The following is a 19,147-nucleotide window of genomic DNA, read 5'->3' as shown; positions in this document are numbered from 1 at the left end:
GAGCATTTCCCATGTTATCTCTTTTGCACCAAGTGCCGCTGTTCAAACATCTCTCCGACGATCAGCTGACGCGCCTCTCCGAAATTTGCAGCCGCAAGGGCTTCAAGGCCGGGACGGTGTTGTTCCGCGAGAAGGAGCCGGGAGACGTCTTTTATATCATTGTATCCGGTTCGGTCAAGGTGTTCACGTCGAATTCGGTCGGCGAGGAGAAAATCTTATCCGTCTTTCAAGCGGGCGACAACTTCGGCGAGTTGTCTTTGATCGACGGCAAGCCGCGTTCGGCGAGCGCGCAGGTGCTCGAAGACAGCATGTTCCTCACGCTCCGGGGCAGCGACTTTATCCATCTGCTCCGATCGCTTCCCGACATGTCGCTCACGATTATGCAAGAGCTGTGCCGCCGCATCCGGGAGACGAACGATCACGTATACGACCTGACGTTCGTCGACGCTCGCACGCGCGTGCTGAAGAACCTGATCATCTTCGCCAACCGGAACGGCGTTCGAAGCGGCAACACGATTCAAATCCGTATCGCCTTGAACTACGACGAGCTGGCGAGGATGGCCGGCGTGACGAAGTCGGTGCTGATGGAGGTCATTCGCGATCTCGAACGCATCCACATTCTCAACGCCACGCCGCATGGCTTCTCGCTCGACTTGTCTAAGCTTCGCTCCGGCGGCGCGTGAACGCGAACGCCTGCTCCGCCGCTTGCTTGCCTTGATGGATGCAGTCGGGCAATCCGACGCCTTCGAATCCAGCCCCCGCCGCGAACACGCCGGGGGCTTTCTTCATGAGGGCGTCGCGCAGCGCCCGCACCTTGTCCAAGTGGCCGACCTCGTATTGCGGCATCGACTTCTCGAGGCGGGTGATGTCGAGAAACTCCGGCTCGACGTCGATGCCGATCAGCTCGGCCACCTCCCGCTTCACCGCGGCGCCGAGCGCCGCATCGTCCATCGTCCGCCATCGCTCGTCGTCGATGCGCCCGACGTAACACCGGATGAGAACGTTCTCCCGCGGCGCCGTGTGAAGCCACTTCTCAGACGTCCACGTGCAGGCCGTAATGAAGCGCCCTTCCGTGCGCGGAATGACGAAGCCGGCGCCGTCGAGCGGCACCCGGATCGCGTCCCGGCGGTACCCGAGCACGACGTTGGCGACCGACGCGTACGCCATGTCGCGGAACAAGGACGCCTCCGGCACGCCTTGGAGCAGCTCCCCGAGCGCCGAGACCGGCGTCGTGACCGCGACGGCGTCCGCGAGCAGCGCGTCCCCGTTCGCCAGCGTAACGACGGCGCCGCCGCCGCGCTCCGGCGTCACGGCGCGCACGGGCTCGCCGGTCAGCAGCACGGCGCCTTCCGCCTGCAGCGTCTCCGCCAGCCGCTCGACGAGCGCGGACAAGCCGCGGCGGTAGCTGAGGAACGCGCTGCCGCGGGCGTGCGGCGGGATATGGTCCTCGCCGGCGGCCCCGCTGCGCGTCGCGCCGGCGCCGCGGCCGAGCCCGATCATGAGGCTGCGGTACTTGCGCTCCGCCGCGCGGAACTGCGGGAACGTCGCGAGCAGACTGAGCTTGTCCGCGTCGCCGGCATAGATGCCGGAGAGCAGCGGTTCAGCTACGAAGTCTACGACTTGGTCGCCGAGCCGCCGGCGGAGAAATCCGCCGAGCGATTCGTCCGCGTCGCCCTGCGCCGCGGGCAGCACCCAGTCGAGCGCCGCGCGCAGCTTGCCGGATATACCGATCAAGCCGCTCGTAATGAATGGTTTCCACTCCGTGGGCACGCCGAGCACGAGGCCTGGCGGGATGCGGTGCAGCTTGCCGCCGCGCAGGATGTATGTCTTCTTCGTCGCCGGGTTCAGCGTGACGAGCTCCTCCGCGAGGCCGAGCTCGCGGGATAGGTCGATGATCGGGCGCTTGCGGGCGAGGAACGAATCCGGTCCTCGTTCGATCACGAAGCCGTCCCGCCGCATCGTTCGAATTTTCCCGCCGAGCCGTTCGCTCCCCTCGATCAACGTCACCTTGAGCCTGACCCCTTCGGCTTTCGCTTGCCGGATCGCATAGAACGCCGTCGTTAGACCCGTAATCCCGCCGCCGATGACGACGAGATGCGGATCCGCCTTCCCTCGCTCGTTCTCCATTACGACCCGACTCCCGCTCCGGCGACCTTCCCGCGAACGACGTCGGCGAGCGTCTCCATGTAGAGCGGCTCCGTATTCAGCATCTCCGTACGTTCCAGGTGGAGACCGAGCTTTCCGGCGAGCGCTTGCGCTTCGATATCGAGGTCGTACAGTACTTCCAGATGGTCGGAGACGAAGCCGATCGGACAGACGAGCGCGTAATCGACGCCCTCCTCCGAATGAAGCCGCTCCAGCTCTTCCAATACGTCCGGACCGAGCCACTTCTCGCCGGTCTGGCCGGCGCTCTGCCAAGCGAACTGCCAATCCGTCACGCCCGTCCGTTCCGCGACCGCGCGGGACGTCTCGAGCAGCTGCTCCGGATACGGATCGTTCATCTGCAAAATGCGCTCCGGCAGGCTGTGCGCCGTGAACAGCACCTTCACCTCTTCGGGGTCTACCTCCGTGAACTTCTTCAGCGCCCGCCGGACGCGATCCGCGATCGCCTCGATCAGCTTCGGGTGAAGATGATAGCTCTCCACGAACGACATCGCGACGCCGGCTTCCTCGGCGGCCGCTTGCGCGCGCTTCACGTATCCGCCCACGCTCATCGTGGAATAATGCGGCGCCAGCACGACGCCGACCGCCCGCGCGATGCCGTCGGCCGCCATGGCGCGAACGCCGTCCTCGATGAACGGAGCCGCATGCTTCAACCCTTGATAGCACACGAATTTCAAATCCGGATACTCCCGATCCAACGTCGCCTGCAGCGCCTCCACTTGGCGGTCCGTGTTGCGGCGGAGCGGGAAGAAGCCGCCCACGATTTTCTCGTAGCGGCGTACCAAGTCGTCCAGCTGCTCCGCCGTAGGCGGCTTGCCTCGGCGAATGTGCGTGTAATACGCCTCGACTTGGTCCAAGCTTTCCGGCGTGCCGTAGGACATGACGAGCACGCCGATCGCGTCCGATCCGTACTTGCGTTGGTCTTCCATAGTCAGATGCTCCTTTGTCGTTCGGAATACCGATGAACGAAATCGGTTAACGACTTCAGCTTCTCGAGAGACGCTTCCGGGAACAGGCCGTGGCCCAAGTTGAAAATATACCCCGGCGCTTCCATCCCTTCGTCCAGAATCGCCGCCGCCTGCGCTTCGATGACGTCTTGCGACGCCGTCAGCACGTACGGGTCCAGATTGCCCTGCACGGCGAACCGATCGCCGAGGCGACGGCGCCCTTCGCGGACGGACACGCGCCAATCGAGACCGATCACATCGGCTTCGACGCCGCCGAGCAGCGGCAGCAGCTCGCCGGACGCGACGCCCGGGAAGTAAATTTTCGGGTGCGGGATGTCCGACAGCTCGCGGAAGATGCGTTCGATGACCGGCAGCACGTACGCGCGGAAGTCGCGCGGCGAGAGCGCCCCGACCCAGCTGTCGAACAGCTGGACCGCCTTCGAGCCGTTCTCGAACTGCGCACGCACGTAGGCGACGATCATATCGCCGAGCTTGTTCATGAGCGCGTGCCAGACGTCGGGCTCGTTGTACATCATCGTTTTCGTTAAAATATAGCTCTTCGACGGCCGACCTTCGATCAAGTAGCTCGCGATCGTGAAGGGCGACCCCGCGAACGTGATGAGCGGCACCTTCAGCTCCCGATCCAAAATCCGAATCGTCTTCAGAATATGGGATAAGTCGCCTTCGACGTCGATCGGCCGGAGCGCCTCGACGTCCGCGCGAGTGCGCACCGGGTTATGGATGACCGGCCCGATGTTTTTGACGATGTCGAAGTCGATGCCGATCGAAGCGACCGGGTTCATGATGTCCGAGTACAGAATGGCCGCGTCGACGCCGAGCTTCTTGACGGGCATCAACGTTACTTCCGCCGCCAGCTCCGGCTGCTCGCAAATTTCCAGCAAGGAGTACTTCTCTTTGATTTTCCGATATTCCGGATCGTACCGTCCCGCCTGGCGCATGTACCAGACCGGAACCCGCTCCGTCGTCTCCCCGCGGCACGCCCGCAGGAACAAATCGTTATATGCGCTCATCGGATCAAACTTCCTTCAGCCATCTCGCCGCGTCCTTGGCGTGATAGGTAATGATGATGTCGGCGCCCGCCCGTTTCATGCCGGTGAGCGTCTCCAGGACGATCGCTTTCTCGTCGATCCAGCCGTTCGCGGCGGCCGCCTTCGTCATGCTGTACTCCGCGCTCGTGTTATACGCGACGAGCGGCAGCTCGAACTGCTCGCGCAGCGCCCGAATGACGTCGAGGTACGCGAGCGCCGGCTTTACCATCAGGAAGTCCGCGCCTTCGATGACGTCGGACTCGGCTTCGCGAATGCCCTCGCGCACGTTCGCGGGGTCCATCTGATACGTCTTGCGGTCGCCGAACTGCGGCGCCGAATGGGCCGCGTCCCGGAACGGACCGTAGAAGGCGGACGCGTATTTCACGGAGTACGACATGATCGGCACGTGCGACAAGCCGCTCTCGTCGAGACCGCTGCGGATCGCCGCCACGAAGCCGTCCATCATGTTCGACGGCGCGATAATGTCGGCGCCCGCCTTCGCTTGGGAGACGGCCGTCTTCACGTGCAGCTCGAGCGACGGGTCGTTCGCGATTTCCGCTCGGTTCGTATGCTTGTTATGCTCTACGATGCCGCAGTGGCCGTGGCTCGTATATTGGCATACGCACGTGTCCGCGACGATCAGGAGCTCCGGATCGAGCTGCTTCAGCCGGCGAATGGCTTGCTGGACGATGCCGTTGTCGTCGTACGCGGACGAGGCGACCTCGTCCTTGGCGTCCGGCACCCCGAACAGCAGGACGGAGCGAATGCCGAGCTGTCGCAGCTCGGCGACCTCCGCTTCCAATAAGTCGAGCGAGTAGTGGAACACCCCCGGCATCGACGGAATTTCGTGTTTGACGTTCGCGCCGGTCGTGACGAACAGCGGGTAGATCAGCTGCTCCGCCGAAATCCGCGTCTCCCGCACCAGCGCGCGAATCGCCGCGCTTCCTCTTAATCTTCTATGTCGAACGCGATCGTAACTCATTTACGCGTCTCCTCCGTTCTTGATGTGATGAGCGACCAACGCGCCGATCAAGCCGTCGATGGTCGCCTCCGCCGCTTCGGCGGCGACGTCGATGCCCGATCGCCTCGCTGTGTCCGCCGTGACGGGACCGATACAAAACGCCGGCACCCCGGCGAGCGCCTCCTCCGGGCGTTCCCAACCGCTCTTGCGCAGCAGCTCCAGCGTATTCGTCACCGTGGACGAGCTCGTGAACGTGACGGCGCCCAGCTTGCCTTCCTTCAGCAGCTCGAGCGCCTCCTCCGTCCCTTCGTCGGACAGCAGCGTCTCGTAGACCGCTAGATCGTCCACGATCGCCCCGGCGGCGCGGAGCGTCTCCGGCAGCCTCTCTCCGGCGACGCGGGCGCGGGCGAGCAGTACACGATCGCCCGGCTTCGTCAGCGACGCCAACGTCTTGCCGAGCTCGTCTCCCGTGTACGCGGACGGCAGCGCCTCCGCGAGCACGCCTCGTCCCTTCAGCGCTTCCGCCGTCTTCGGCCCGACGGCGCCGATGCGCGCCCGCGCGAACCGCCGGACGTCGACGCCCGCCGCGACGCATGCGTCGAAGAAGAAGCGGACGCCGTTCGCGCTCGTGAAGACGAGCCAATCGTACGCCTCTGGCGACGCGAGCGGCCCGGCCGTGGCGTCCGCGGGTAGCGGCACGGTGCGAATGACCGGCCACTCGAACGCTTCGCCGCCGAGGTCGTCGATGCGTCCGGCCAGCTCGCTGGCCTGCTCCCGGGCGCGCGTCACGAGCACGCGCAGCCCGAACAGCGGCCGCTTCTCGAACCAGGCGATCCGCTCCCTCAGCTTCACGACGTCCCCGACGATAATGACGGCGGGCGACGAGAAGCCGCTCTCCGCCACTTTGACGGGAATGTTCTCGAGCGTCCCGACGAGCGTCCGCTGTTCCATCCACGTGCCCCATCGGATGAGGGCGACGGGCGTCTCCGGATTTTTACCGCCGCGAATGAGCGCCTCGGAAATATTGCCGATATTGGCGACGCCCATAAGAAACACCAACGTCCCGGACGCCTTCGCCAGATGATCCCAATCGACGTGGCCGTACGTCTTGTTCGGGTACTCATGGCCTGTGACGATGCTGAACGACGATGTGAAGTCGCGGTGCGTCACCGGTATGCCGGCGTACGCGGGCACGGCGATCGAAGAGGTGACCCCCGGAACGATCTCGAATTCGATGCCGTTCTCCGCCAGCTTCTCCGCCTCTTCACCGACGCGCCCGAAGACGGATGGGTCGCCTCCCTTCAGCCTCGTCACGACGCGGCCGGACGAAGCCAAGTCGACGAGCAGCTGATTGATTTCTTCTTGCTTCAACATATGCTTGTCCGGCAGCTTGCCGACGAACACCTTCTCGGCGCCCGGCTTCATATGCCGCAGCAGCCTGGGGCTCGCCAGCCGGTCGTAGACGACGACGTCCGCTCTGGCGATCGCCTCCATGCCCCGCACCGTGATCAGCTTCGGGTCTCCCGGGCCCGCGCCGACGAGAAACACTTTCCCCGCCCGATTCTCCCCCACGTGTCTATTCCTCCCTTGCTTCCTCCAGGATGCGAGCCGCGCCTCGCGCGAGCAGCGTCTCGCCTACGGCCGTCCCGAGCTTCTCCGGTTCGCGGCCGATCGCCGTCTCCCGCAGCAGCGTCGAACCGTCCGGAGTGCCGACGAAGCCCGTCAACGTCACGTCGCCCGCGTCGTCGATCGTCGCGTACGCGCCGATCGGCACTTGGCAGCCGCCGTTCAGCCGGCCGAGGAACGCCCGCTCCGCCGCGACCGCGACGGCCGTACGTTCGTGATGGAACAGCTTCAGCAGCGCGAGCAGCTCCTCGTCCCCTTCGCGGCACTCTAGCGCAAGCGCCCCCTGACCGACCGCCGGGACGCAGACGCCGGCCGGCACCGCCTCCGTGATGCGGTCTTCCCAGCCCATCCGCCTTAGGCCGGCCGACGCGAGCAGAATCGCGTCGAACTCTCCGGTCTCGAGCCGCTTGAGACGCGAGTCGATATTGCCGCGGAGCGGCTCGACGACGAGGTCGGGCCGGCGAAACTTCATTTGGCTGCTCCGCCGAAGGCTGCTCGTGCCGAGTCTCGCCCCTTGCGGCAGCGTCTCGAGCGTCCAGCCCGCCTTCGCGATGAACGCGTCCCGCGGGTCCTCCCGCTCGGGCACGCAGCCGACGATCAATCCTTCCGGAAGCGCGGCAGGCATGTCCTTCATACTATGTACGGCGAAGTCGATCTCCTTGTCCATCAACGCTTGTTCGATCTCTTTCACGAACAAGCCTTTGCCGCCGACCTTCGACAGCGTCACGTCGAGGATGCGGTCCCCCTTCGTGACGATCTTGCGAACCTCGAACTCGCAAGGCATGCCGTGCCGGCGTCCGAGGTCCCGAAGCGCGTCGAGCACTTGATTCGTTTGCGTCAGCGCCAGCGCGCTTTGCCGCGAGCCGACGATCCATTTCCGTATGCTAGTCATAGGTCCCTGCCTTCCGTGCGTCGCTTATGTATTTTGCAGCTTGCTTTGCAGCAGCTTCATGCAATCCGCTTCCACTTCCGCCGGCGACGCGCCCGCGCGCAGCCGTTCCAGCGCGTCCGTCTCGAGCAGCTCTCCAAGGGCGAGCAGCTTCCTTTCGGCGTCCGCCTCGCTCGAGAGCGCGCGGCTGCGCAACCGATCGAGCATCTCCGTGTAAGCCTCGTACTCCGGGCCGTACGTTCGCTCCCACTCCCGCGCGATCCGCCTCGCAAGCTTCGGGCTCGCGCCGCCCGTCGCGACCGCCAGAACCAATCGTCCGCGCCGTACGACCGAAGGCACCAAGAAGTCGCCTTGATCGGCGCCGTACGCGGCGTTCAATAACACGCCTTCCCGTCTCGCTTCCTCGCGGACCGCCGCATTCGCGCCTTCGTCGTTCGTCGCCGCGAACGCGAGCGCCGCTCCCGCCAGGTCGCCGGGACGGAACCGCCGCCGATGCCAGACGAGCTTGCCGTCTCGCTCCGCGGCCTCGAGCGCCGGCACGCCGTCCGGCGAGACGACGACGACGCGGGCGCCGCAATCGAGCAGCCCCGCGATCTTGCGCCAGCCGATCGGCCCGCCGCCGACGACGACGCACGTGGCGTCCGTCACGTCCGCCATGATCGGATAATACTTCGGGTGCTTATCCAACCGCGCGCCCTCCCTTACATCCAAGGATGAAATTCGGAAAAATCGTTCGCCACCGCGAAATTCAGCAACAGCCATAGGAACGTGCTGACGTTCCACCAAGCGATCCGAAGTCCCGACCGGCGCAGCCGGAATTTCATGACGAACTGCCACCCGTACAAGAGCAGGATCGACGCGGTCGCGTACAGCTTCGCGTCCGTAAATAAAGCCGTTACCGGACTGTCGAAGGAGAGCCATACCGCGCCGAGCGACAACGACAGGATGAGCGTCGGAGTGCCGACCAGCGCCGCTTGAAGCGCATGCCGCTCCAACGACTCCAGACTCGGCAGCCGCCGCAGCGCGTTCGTCCATCGCTTCTGCTTCAGCCGAAGATGCAGGAACAAGTAGAACCCCGAGAGAATGGCGGACACCGCGAACGCCGCGTAGCTGGCGATCGCCAGCGCCACGTGGAGCGAGAGGACCCCCGTCGACAGCTCGCGGGTCAGCGGAACGACGCCGGGATCGGTCAGCAAGTTCAAGACGAGCACGGTGAAGCCGAACACGTTCACGAAGAAGACGACGAACTGGAGCTTGAAGAACCGGCTGGCCGCCAGCGAGACGGTCACCAAGAGCCATGAGAAGAAAAACATCGTCTCGAACCTCGTAAACATCGGAATGTACCGGTGCTCGTACATGCGAACGAAGAAGAAGAACGTCTGCAGCACCCAGACAAAAACAAGGAGCCCTTCGCCCATCCGCTTCGCGCCGTCGTTGCGCGCAACGGCGTCCGCGAAGTAAAACAGAAGGCTCAGGGCATATATATAAATAATGATATCGTACAGCCAAAACTTCGTAACCATGTAGCCCTGGACACCTCCCGCAGTCGCGACGACGCTAAAGCTTAAGCCAGCGACAAGCTGCCGTGCTGCAGCGGGAGTCGATCCTCCTTCGGCTCGCTCGGTTGTTTCTCGCCCTTCGGCGTCGGCGGAACGCGGGTCGCCTCTTCCAAGGCGAACAGCTTCGTGAAATACTCGAGCGCTTCGTCGCCGTGCCGGCTCGGCGCCAATTCCTTCACGCGTTGAATCGGCTCGTGCATCATCTGGTTCAGCATGCTCTTGGTCAGCTTATGAATGATCTTCAGCTCTCGTTCGGTCAGATCCGGCAGCTTATTGCGCATGCTGTCCATCGTCTCGAGGTGAATCTCCTTCGCCCTCTCCTGCAGCGCGCGAATGACCGGACCGACGCCGAGGGAACGATACCATTGGTCGAACGCGGACAGCTCCTCGTCGATCATCGATTCGATTCGGGTCGACTGCTGGCGGCGCAGCTCGAGGTTCGCTTCGACGATTCCTTCCAGATCGTCGATGTCGTATAAATATACATTCGGTACGTCGTGGATGTCGGGATCGAGATCCCGCGGTACCGCGATGTCGATCATGAACATCGGCCGCCCGGACCGCTCCCGCATCGCCGCTTCCATGTCTCGCTTGGACAAGATCGTGGCGTTCGAGCCCGTCGACGAGATGACGACGTCCGCTTCGGACAGCAGCGACGGCAGACGATCGAACGGGTACGCTTGTCCGCCGAACTTGCCGGCGAGCTCTACCGCCCGTTCGTACGTCCGGTTCGTCACCGCGATGCGCTCCGCGCCGCTGGCGGACAAGTGCTTCACGGTCAGCTCGCTCATCTTCCCGGCGCCGACGATCAGCACGCTCTTGTTCCGGTACGAGCCGAAAATGCTCTTGCCGAGCTCGATGGCGGCGTACGACACCGAGACGGCGTTCTCTCCGATGCCGGTCTCCGAGTGAGCCTTCTTCGCGACCGTCACGGCCTGCTTGAACAACATATTGAATAGAGTCCCCGTGGCGCGCTCCTGCTGCGCCAGAAGGAACGCGTCCCGCACTTGTCCCAGGATTTGCGTCTCGCCGAGCACCATCGAATCGAGTCCGCAGGCGACCCGGAACAGGTGCCGCTTGGCCTCATCGTCTTCGTAAGTATATAGATATGGAGCGAATTCGTCTTTAGCGATGCCGAACCACGAAGCCATGAAGTTGCGGACGTGCTGCGGGCAGAAGCTGTCGCGATCGACGACGGCGTACAATTCCGTACGGTTGCAAGTGGCGACGATGACACATTCGAGAACGCTCTTCCAGCTCTTCATCTCTCGAATCGCTTGAGGGAGCCGCTCCGGCGCGATCGTAAAGCGTTCCCGTACTTCCACGGGAGCCGTACGATAATTGAGTCCGACAACGACAATGTGCATCGTGTTCACCGCCTTCTTTATAATAATTCTAAACTAGAATATCATACATTGCATTATATCACAATTCGACAGAATTCGGTCCAAGCAAAAACGACTCAAAAATGACGAAATCATGAAAGTAGTGTTCCCGATTTTCAATGCACCGATACCAAGTTTCTCCGGTACTTACCGTCCCTCGCGCTCGAGCAGAGCGGCGATCTCTTCGTCGGCGAGCCGGATTCGTTCCGCCGCCGCGGCGTCCAGAGCGCCGTCCGCGTCGAACAGCTCCGCGTACGCGTCGTGCAGCTCGCTTAAGTACGGCGCGGCCGCGGCGAGCACCTCCGCCTCCTCGGCCTTCAGCTTCCGCTCGCCGCCGATCTGCAGCCGCACGAGAAGCTCCATCAAGACGCCGGCCGACCGAAGCTCCGGCACGCCGCTCCCGAGCGCGTCCGCGAACCGCGCGTGCGTATATTCGACCGAATAGGCCGCTTGCTTCAGGCCGTCGAGCTCTCCCGTCGTGCCGGCCGACGCGGCTTCCGCGGCATGGCCCGCGAGCAGCTCCACTTGAAATAAGGACGCCTCGTACAGCATCCGTCTCGCGTCCGCCTTCGGCTCCTCGGCGCCTCCGAACGCCGCGATCCATTGAAAGAACGTGACGAGCGCCATCCCGATCACGACGGACCACAACAACAGCTTCGGACCTTTCCGCACAGCCCCCGCCTCCTATGCTCGTACTCGTAACTTCTATGTACATCCTATGGGAGGCCGGACAAATAAATGACCATGGAACGGTTCGCTCCATGGTCTGATCGTTGTCCATATTCGTTTGCCTTGCCGCTTACTTCGCCGCGACCGCCGTCTTCATCGCCGGTTCCACGACTTGGAGTTCCCCGAGTCCGCGGATCAGCTTCTTCGCGTGCGTCGTCTCCGGCTTCAATACGTCTACCAGGTAGTCGATCGCGACTTGCGGATCGACGGTTTCGCCGCACGTATAGCAATCGATGGCGGCAAAGCCCTTCTCAGGATACGTATGGATCGAGAGGTGGCTCTCGGACAAGAGCACAAGCACCGTGGCGCCTTGGGGTTCGAATTGTTTGGCTTGGACCGACAGCACGCAAGCGCCGCTTGCTTCCGCCGCTTCAACCAATTGGGATTGTAACCATTCAGCGTTGTTGAGTTTCTCGAAGTCTACGCCCCAAGTGTCAACGGCAACATGTCTACCGAAAGTAGAGTATTCCATCTTTCGGGTTCCCCCTTCCTAGGAATAAAATGTGTAACCAAATTTCATCCGCTAGGACCTACGTCATTCACTGCTCTAGGGGATCAATCTCGCGATTATCCATGTCCTGAGTGAATCCTGGTTCCTATTAATTTTTTCAACGATGTTAAAAGTAACATCATTCGAACCGAAATGCAATACTTTTTTTAGGGAAAACGCCCGGCCAGCCAATTCTTAACATTTCCGAGGGGCTCCCCCCTTACCGTATGCGTTTCGCGGAAGGCGAGAGCTTGCTTCGCATAAAAAAAATCCGCTCCGAAGAGCGGATTTCCTTAGGATGCATATTATGCCTCCAACACGAACAATCGATGGGACAATCGCTTCAGCTCCGCGTCGATTCGGGCCACCTCCGCCGCATTCCCGAGGCCGTTGCGCCGGTCGAGCCATTCGTTGATCTCTAGGCGCAGCACCTGAATTTCCGCTTCGGCTCCGATGCCTTGGAACGTCCGCGCGAGCTCGCCGATCGTGTCCTTATGCTCGTACACGAGCCGTTCCCCGCGCTTCGTCAGCTCCGTAATGCGGACGACCGCGCCGGCGCGGTATCGATACTGGACCGTATAATATTCATAAATTCGATTGACGACCGCATCTCCCTTAAACTGGGATACGGCCTTGCGCATCGCGTTCGCGAGCTTCAGATCGGTGAATCGGCAATAGCCCTCGAGCACGTACTTGCCGAGCCTCCGTTCGAACGTCAGCGCAAGCGAATCCGTCCCGGAAGCGTTCTCGAACACGACCTCTTGGTCGCCGTTCTCCATCACTTTCACTTTAAACACAAGGTTATGATTCTGAAAAAGCAGCAGGAGTTGGGACAATTCGGCTTCATCCAAGACCAGACAGGTATTGACGTATTCAGTCGCTAACCGCTGAGCCATACCAAGATCTCCTCAATTCTTCAAGGTTAGGAAACGCAGGTTTCGGTCCCCGTGTATACATTATACACCAAAGGAGAATCGAAATGCCTGCCGCTCGTTCTTGAATTTCGGGCAAAAATCGAGAAAATCCGGGATATGGCGAAGAGAGGCCGGAAAATTCCATGACTTCCTCGCTTTCGTGCGGGGCGTTCTCTTCATCCCTCGTACGAATGGGGATTTCCGCGAACCGTTTCCAAAATAGGCTTGCGCGCGTTTGCGAAACCGTTTACAACTATATATTAACAGCCCAGTCCTTAGAAGAAAGGGTCGATGTCATGAAAACCTTCGGCTTCTTTAAATCCAAAAAATATTTCCAACGCGTCACGGTTTCGATCATACTGTCGATGACGCTGATCCTGACGGGCTTATCGGTAGCGAACACCTACATCTTGGAGCGATCGGTCAAGCGCGCGCAGGAGGATTCCAACCTGAAGGTGTTGACGCAAATCCAATATAATCTATCCTACATGCATGAAATCATCGCCCACCTCTCCTCGTTCTCGCTGAAGGACAATTATTTGATGCCCCTGATGTTCTCCGAACCGACCGAGATGGAATACATACGAGGATATCTGAAAATGCGCCAGCTTATGGAAGCGTCCTCCTTCCTTCAAGATATCGCGGTATATAACGCCGCCGAACGCGAGCTCTACGGTTCTTCCACTTCGTTCCTGATCGACGGCGGCATCACGAAATCGATGACGCTGGAATGGCTGCTTCATCCGCCTCGCCCGCATCCGATTATGCAGCTTATACCGGTCAGCATCGCCGAAGGCGACAGCCGAATCCACGCGTTCGCGTTCATCGTTACCGACGCGTACGTACCTTTCGACGAACATCGATCGGCCATCGTATTTTTCGTCGATTCCGATTGGGTGTTCGACAGCTTGGAGAACATGAACGGCATCGGCGGCGAGGACCGCGGGGACATCTATATCCGAACGTCCGACGGCACGCTCTTTTTCGGGGAGGGCCGAAGTGCCCCGGAGGGCCTGGACCATAACGAGATCGCCTCCCTAGTGGAACGGGATCGGGCATCCTTCGGGCGGCAATCCGGGTTCGTCGTAGGGAACACGGGGCAAGAAAAAAGCATGGTCACCTACATGGACGGCATCGGGGATTGGACGATTTTGTACCTGCAGCCTTACGAGAAGTTAATGAAGGAAGTGTCGGATGCCCGAGCGACCTCGCTCCTGATCTCGGGCGCCTTCCTGCTGCTGTCCGTCGCCCTCTCCGTCTGGCTGTCCTATAAGCTGTACGATCCGATCGAGACGATGCTCAGGCGTCTAAGACCCCATGTCATGGACGAAGCCGAAGCGGCTCCCGCAGTCGAAGGCACCGAGCTCGATCTCATGAGCGATAACGTCCTCCGCTTGTCCGAGAAGCTGCAAGAAATCAGCTCCGAACAAATCGTAAACAAATATTATCTACGGAAATTTCTCACCGACAGCCCGTTGTTTTCCCATCGCGACGCGCAGCGGCTCATCGAACGTCACGACCTTCGAATATCAATCCACGAGCCGATCTCGATCTGCGTGCTGCGCATCGACCGCTACGCGGCTTACGAACGCGGCGCCTCGGGCGCTTCCAAGAAGCTTTACGCTTTCGCGATCGTCAACATCGCGCAGGAGATCATGTCCCGCTCCTTCCGCAGCGAAACCGTCGACATGCAGGCGAACCACATCGCGATCGTCGTATCGGGAACGTCGGAGGACGGCGCGATCCCGCGGCTCCATGCGTCGATCCGGGATATTCAGACCACGATCGAGCAATATTACGGCATCTCGTTGTCCTGCGGCGTCGGCGGCCCCGTCTCCCAGTTTCCGCAGCTCTCCGCCGCCTACCATCAGGCGTACCAATTAAGCTTGTACTCGTTCGCATTCGGGTACCGCTCGATCGTCGCGCCGGGGGATATCCGGGATAACGCCGCCAATCCGATGAAATATTTGCCGAACGAGATCGAACGAAGATTGTCGGAGGCGCTGAAGAAGGGCCAGCTGACGGAAGCGGGCAGCGAGCTCGAGAAAGCTTTCTCCCTATTGATCAAATTCCAGTACGAGGACATGAGGCGAGCGATATCCGATCTGGCCTGGGTGCTCCAAAACACGGCGGCGGACATCGCGAACAACCGCATCGTCTCGCTCTCCGTCGACATGGATTCGATCCATAAAATCCCCAACGAACAAGAGACGCTCGAGGAGATGTACATGTCCTTCCTTGCGGTTTGCGCGAAAATATGCGAAGGGCAGCGGCCCGCAAGCGTCGAGCGGAACGAATGGATCGTCGAAACCGTGAAAGAATTGATCGAACAGAAGTTTCCCGACATCAACTTAAGTCAACAAACGATCGCCTCCACCGTCAAGCTGACGTCGGCCTATCTCGGGAAGCTGTTCAAGGAAAGCTCGGGCGTAACGGTAACGGAATATATCAACGACGTCCGGCTGCGCCACGCGCAGGAGCTGCTGCTTCGAACCGATCATCCGATCGCGAAAATCATGGAGAAGTGCGGGTACGCCAACCAAAGCTACTTCTTCAGACTGTTCAAGGGGAAGTTCGGCTGCACGCCGAAAGAGTTCCGAATCAAACGCGCCTTGTCTTAGCGCCATCGCCCCGGACCCGAAGCCGCCTCCGTTCTCGAATTTCGAGCGGAGGCGGCTTTTCGTATTGAGTTTCTATATAATTTCGAGGATTTTACACCTCCGGCAGGCAGTTTTTCGTTGTTAACACTATAGTGCTTCGCTCGAACGCCATGGCATGATGGGAGCAAGACACGGATGGAGGAGATCAAGATGAGAAAGACGGAGCCGTCTCGACTTAGCGCGAGCGGCGGAGGCGCCGCGGCCCGGCCGCGGACATCGGTCGGGAGCTGGATTCGAAACGAATTCAGACATATTCGAAAAAATAAAGAGCTATTGCTGCTTTCGTTGCCGGGTATCGTTTTTAAATTCGTCATCGCGTACCTGCCCATGGTCGGATTGATACTGGCCTTCAAATATTACAGGTACGATCAAGGCATTTTCGGAAGCAAGTGGGTCGGACTGCAAAATTTCGAGTTCCTGTTTAAAGCGCAAGACGCGATCCGTATCATTCGGAATACGCTGCTGTACAACTTTACTTACATCATTCTCGGCACGGTCGCCGCGCTGCTGCTCGCCCTGCTCATGAACGAATTGACGGGCCGCCTCATTAAGATTTACCAGACGACGTTGTTTTTGCCGTTTTTTATTTCTATGGTGCTGGTGGGCTATATCGGGAACGCCTTCCTCGATTTCGAGAACGGGTACCTGAATACGATTCTCGCATGGTTCGGACTGGAGCCCCGGAGCTGGTATTTGGAGACGACGCCTTGGATGTTCCTTCTGCCGTTAGTATCGCTGTGGAAGGGCATCGGGTTTTCTACGCTCGTGTATTACGCGGGCATTACGGGGATCAGTACCGAATACTACGAGGCTGCCAAGCTGGACGGCGCGACCCGGGTGCAGATGATGACGCGCATCACCCTGCCACTGCTTAAACCGCTGGTCGTCATTTTGTTCATTCTCGGGTTAGGCAACATCTTCCGCGGCGACTTCGGGCTCCATTACTTCCTGCCGAACAACGTCGGCATGAACTTCCCGACGACGGACGTCATCGATACGTACGTGTACCGGGCGCTGACGAAGCTGGCGGATATGAATTCCGCGGCGGCGGTCGGCTTCCTCCAGTCCGTCGTCGGCTTGATCACCGTCGTATCCGCCAACGCCCTCGTCCGGCGAATCGACAAAGACAGCGCTTTATTCTAGAACAAGGAGGCGAACCTCTATGATCGCGAAATCGAATCCGTTGCCCCATTTGTTCATTAACGTTTTCTTCATCGTCGTTTGCTTGTTCATCGCCTTGCCGTTCGTCTTGGTCATCTCGATCTCGCTCAGCTCGGAGACCAGCTTGCAGCAGCTCGGATACCGATTCATTCCGTCGGAATGGAGCTTCGAGGCGTATCGGATCGTGTTCGAAAAGCCCGGGACGCTGCTGCGCGGGTACGGCGTCACGTTTTTGATCACCGTGCTGGGCACGGCGCTTTCCTTGTTCATGACGGCGCTGATGGCATATCCGATCTCGCGGACGGATTTCCGGTACAACCGCCCGATCACGTTTTACGTGTTTTTCACGATGCTGTTCAACGGCGGACTCATCCCGTTCTACATTTTGATGACACAGTATTTACATTTGAAAAATACGCTCGCCGCCCTCATTATTCCGGCCGTGATGAGCCCGTTCAATATCATGATCATGAAAGGGTTCCTCGACAAAATTTCCAAGGAAATCATCGAATCCGCCAAGATGGACGGCGCGAAGGAGTTCCGCATTTTCCTTACGATCATTCTGCCGTTGTCTACGCCCGCTCTCGCCACCTTGGGCTTGTTCATCGCGTTCGGCTATTGGAACGAATGGTTTTACGCGATGCTCTTCCTGGACGGCGACAAGTACATCCCGCTGCAGCTGCTGCTCGTGCGCATCTTGTCCCAAGCCGAATTCCTCGCGAATTCGCCGATGGCGGAGGTGGCCGACAAGCTGCGCTTCGCCGAATTCCCGACATTGTCGGTGCGCATGGCGATGGCGATCGTCGCCGGCGGACCGATGCTGATCGTCTTCCCGTTCTTCCAGAAGTATTTCGTGAAGGGCATTACCGTCGGTTCTTTAAAGGGGTAACGGGCCGGGACGTCCGTCCGCGGTCGAGCCAATACGGAAGGGGGTGGTCGATTCGTCGGGACATCCGGTCAGTCATTCGCAGGAAAAGAGCAGCATTCATGGAATTATACAATTGGAGGGTTCAGAGATGCACAAAGCCAAGAAATTCGCGATGCTTCAGCTTTGCTTGTTATTATTCCTCGTCAGCGTATTAGCGGCCTGCAACAACAATGCCGGATCCGAAACCGCGGAAGAGACGCCTCCCCCCGCCGAAACGGAAACGAAGCAAGAGCCGACCGCGCAGGAGCCCGCCGAACCGGCGCTGCCCGAAGCGAAGCTGACGTTCCTGTATCCGGTCGCGGCGAACCCCGGCCCGGATCAGGACTTGGTCAACGACGAAATCAACAAATATATCAAAGAGAAAATTAACGCGACGGTCGAGTTAGTGCCTCTCACCTTCGACGAATACGAGCCGAAGCTGAACGCTATGCTGGCGGCCGGCGAAAACTTCGACATCGCATGGAGCTCCAAGGGCTGGTTGGGCAACTATCAGCCTTATATCGACCGCGGCGCCTATCTCGAGCTTACGGACGAGATGATCCAAGCGAACATGCCGGAAGCCCGCGCCAATATCCCCGATAAATTCTGGCCGGATATGTTTGCCGCGGACGGCAAGGTGTACGGCTTCCCGATTTATCAAGTCGCCGCCAAGCAGGTGAGCTTCGTCGTTCAGAAGCGATTCATCGACAAATACAATCTGGACGTAAGCGCGATCCAAACCTACAAAGACATCGAGCCGTTCCTAAAGACGCTCAAGGATAACGAACCCGACGTCATTCCGCTCGGTCTCGCGCAGAACTCCAACGGCTTCTTTACGGATCGTTCGATCGTCGGCGCGCCGGGCTTGCCGGTTTCTTATAAGAAAGACGATCCGGAATATAAACTCGCGACGACGATCGAATCGTACGAAGCGAAGGCGGACTATTACCGTACGGTTCGCGCTTGGTATCAAGCGGGATATATCAATAAAGACGCTCCGGTGCTCCAAAACATCAACGACTTGAAAAGCAAGGGCAATGTCGCGGTCGGCATCGAATTCACGTCGAAGCCGGGCGGCGAAATCGGCGAGAAAGCGATGAACGGCGGCAACGACGTCGTGTACGTCCCGATCGCAGACAGTTACTTCACCGGGATCGCCAGCGCGATGCACGTCATCAATAAAAACTCCAAACATCCGGAACGCGCGTTAATGCTGCTGAACTTGCTCAATACCGACAAAACCTTGTATAACCTGATCTGCAACGGGATCGAAGGGAAGCATTACAACAAGGTCGACGACCTGTACATCGAGCCGATCGAAGGCTCGGGTTACGCCCCCAACGGGGACTGGGTGTTCGGCAATCAATTCAACGCTTACTTGAAGCCGGGCCAAGCGCCCGACACATGGGAAAAGACGATCGAGCTGAACGACAACGCAGTCGTGCCGGCGAGCAACGGATTTTCCGTGAACGAGGAATCGATCAAGGCGGAAATCGCCAACATCAACGCGGTGAAGAACGAATACGGCTCCGCGCTTGAAACCGGCGCCGTGGATCCCGATCAAGTGCTGCCGGAATTTCTGGAGAAGCTGAAAGCCTCCGGAATCGAGAAGGTCGACGCCGAAGTGGCGAAGCAATGGGACCAATTCCTGAAGAGCAAAGGTCTGAAATAAACGGGAAAAGGGGCTTCCCCTCAAGCAGCGCTTCT

The 19,147-nt window shown here is 59.9% G+C and carries 17 protein-coding genes; 5 read left to right on the top strand and 12 right to left on the bottom strand.

Going from position 1 to position 19,147, the window contains the following annotated elements; genetic code table 11:
- Positions 1-11 precede the first annotated feature (11 nt).
- Complete coding sequence (locus RIN49_RS11710; protein ID WP_309120357.1) at positions 12-683, top strand: Crp/Fnr family transcriptional regulator; 672 nt, start codon at positions 12-14, stop codon at positions 681-683.
- On the opposite strand, the gene hemG is transcribed toward RIN49_RS11710, so the two are convergent.
- The 12 genes from hemG to RIN49_RS11650 all read right to left on the bottom strand — a co-directional run bounded on the left by hemG (position 658) and on the right by RIN49_RS11650 (position 12,694).
- Complete coding sequence (gene hemG / locus RIN49_RS11705) at positions 658-2,127, bottom strand: protoporphyrinogen oxidase (protein ID WP_309120356.1); 1,470 nt, start codon at positions 2,125-2,127, stop codon at positions 658-660. The two genes, RIN49_RS11710 and hemG, sit on opposite strands and share 26 nt — an antisense overlap.
- Complete coding sequence (gene hemH / locus RIN49_RS11700) at positions 2,127-3,092, bottom strand: ferrochelatase (protein ID WP_309120355.1); 966 nt, start codon at positions 3,090-3,092, stop codon at positions 2,127-2,129. The genes hemG and hemH overlap by 1 nt, the downstream gene beginning before the upstream one ends.
- Before the next feature lie 2 nt (positions 3,093-3,094).
- The gene (gene hemE, locus RIN49_RS11695) at positions 3,095-4,141 is read right to left on the bottom strand and encodes a uroporphyrinogen decarboxylase (RefSeq protein WP_309120354.1); all 1,047 of its coding nucleotides are present in this window, start codon (positions 4,139-4,141) and stop codon (positions 3,095-3,097) included.
- A gap of 4 nt (positions 4,142-4,145) precedes the next feature.
- Complete coding sequence (hemB, locus tag RIN49_RS11690) at positions 4,146-5,141, bottom strand: porphobilinogen synthase (protein WP_309120353.1); 996 nt, start codon at positions 5,139-5,141, stop codon at positions 4,146-4,148.
- Entirely contained in the window at positions 5,142-6,692 is a 1,551-nt protein-coding gene (gene cobA, locus RIN49_RS11685; RefSeq protein WP_309120352.1) for a uroporphyrinogen-III C-methyltransferase, read from the bottom strand.
- A 4-nt stretch (positions 6,693-6,696) separates the two neighbouring features.
- Positions 6,697-7,629, bottom strand: a complete 933-nt coding sequence (hemC, locus tag RIN49_RS11680; RefSeq protein ID WP_309120536.1) for a hydroxymethylbilane synthase — start codon at positions 7,627-7,629, stop codon at positions 6,697-6,699.
- A gap of 33 nt (positions 7,630-7,662) precedes the next feature.
- Complete coding sequence (locus RIN49_RS11675) at positions 7,663-8,322, bottom strand: precorrin-2 dehydrogenase/sirohydrochlorin ferrochelatase family protein (protein WP_309120351.1); 660 nt, start codon at positions 8,320-8,322, stop codon at positions 7,663-7,665.
- Between the two features lie 14 nt (positions 8,323-8,336).
- Positions 8,337-9,158 (bottom strand): cytochrome c biogenesis protein CcsA, encoded by an 822-nt coding sequence (ccsA, locus tag RIN49_RS11670; RefSeq protein WP_309120350.1) that lies wholly within the window; start codon positions 9,156-9,158, stop codon positions 8,337-8,339.
- Positions 9,159-9,199: 41 nt separating this feature from the next.
- Positions 9,200-10,561, bottom strand: a complete 1,362-nt coding sequence (gene hemA, locus RIN49_RS11665) for a glutamyl-tRNA reductase (RefSeq protein WP_309120349.1) — start codon at positions 10,559-10,561, stop codon at positions 9,200-9,202.
- A gap of 165 nt (positions 10,562-10,726) precedes the next feature.
- On the bottom strand, positions 10,727-11,251 hold the full coding sequence (locus RIN49_RS11660; protein WP_309120348.1) for an S-adenosylmethionine decarboxylase: 525 nt from the start codon (positions 11,249-11,251) through the stop codon (positions 10,727-10,729).
- A gap of 127 nt (positions 11,252-11,378) precedes the next feature.
- Positions 11,379-11,780 (bottom strand): adenosylmethionine decarboxylase, encoded by a 402-nt coding sequence (gene speD, locus RIN49_RS11655; protein WP_138192824.1) that lies wholly within the window; start codon positions 11,778-11,780, stop codon positions 11,379-11,381.
- Between the two features lie 323 nt (positions 11,781-12,103).
- Positions 12,104-12,694 carry a non-ribosomal peptide synthetase module gene (locus tag RIN49_RS11650; protein ID WP_309120347.1) on the bottom strand — a complete coding sequence of 197 codons (591 nt, stop codon included), beginning with the start codon at positions 12,692-12,694 and terminating at the stop codon, positions 12,104-12,106.
- A 314-nt stretch (positions 12,695-13,008) separates the two neighbouring features.
- Here RIN49_RS11650 and RIN49_RS11645 point away from each other — a divergent pair, with 314 nt between their 5' ends.
- From RIN49_RS11645 to RIN49_RS11630, 4 genes are all read left to right on the top strand, one after another.
- Positions 13,009-15,333, top strand: coding sequence for a helix-turn-helix domain-containing protein (locus tag RIN49_RS11645; RefSeq protein WP_309120346.1), 2,325 nt, complete (start codon positions 13,009-13,011; stop codon positions 15,331-15,333).
- Positions 15,334-15,522: 189 nt separating this feature from the next.
- Positions 15,523-16,515 carry an ABC transporter permease gene (locus RIN49_RS11640; protein ID WP_309120345.1) on the top strand — a complete coding sequence of 331 codons (993 nt, stop codon included), beginning with the start codon at positions 15,523-15,525 and terminating at the stop codon, positions 16,513-16,515.
- Positions 16,516-16,534: 19 nt separating this feature from the next.
- Positions 16,535-17,422: a carbohydrate ABC transporter permease gene (locus tag RIN49_RS11635; RefSeq protein ID WP_309120344.1), complete on the top strand. Its 888-nt coding sequence runs from the start codon at positions 16,535-16,537 to the stop codon at positions 17,420-17,422.
- 127 nt (positions 17,423-17,549) lie between these two features.
- Positions 17,550-19,112 carry an ABC transporter substrate-binding protein gene (locus RIN49_RS11630; RefSeq protein ID WP_309120343.1) on the top strand — a complete coding sequence of 521 codons (1,563 nt, stop codon included), beginning with the start codon at positions 17,550-17,552 and terminating at the stop codon, positions 19,110-19,112.
- Positions 19,113-19,147: the final 35 nt, after the last annotated feature.

Source organism: Paenibacillus sp. (assembly GCF_031177825.1).
GTDB lineage: Bacteria > Bacillota > Bacilli > Paenibacillales > YIM-B00363 > Paenibacillus_AE.
This window is presented reverse-complemented; position numbering and strand designations above follow the sequence as displayed.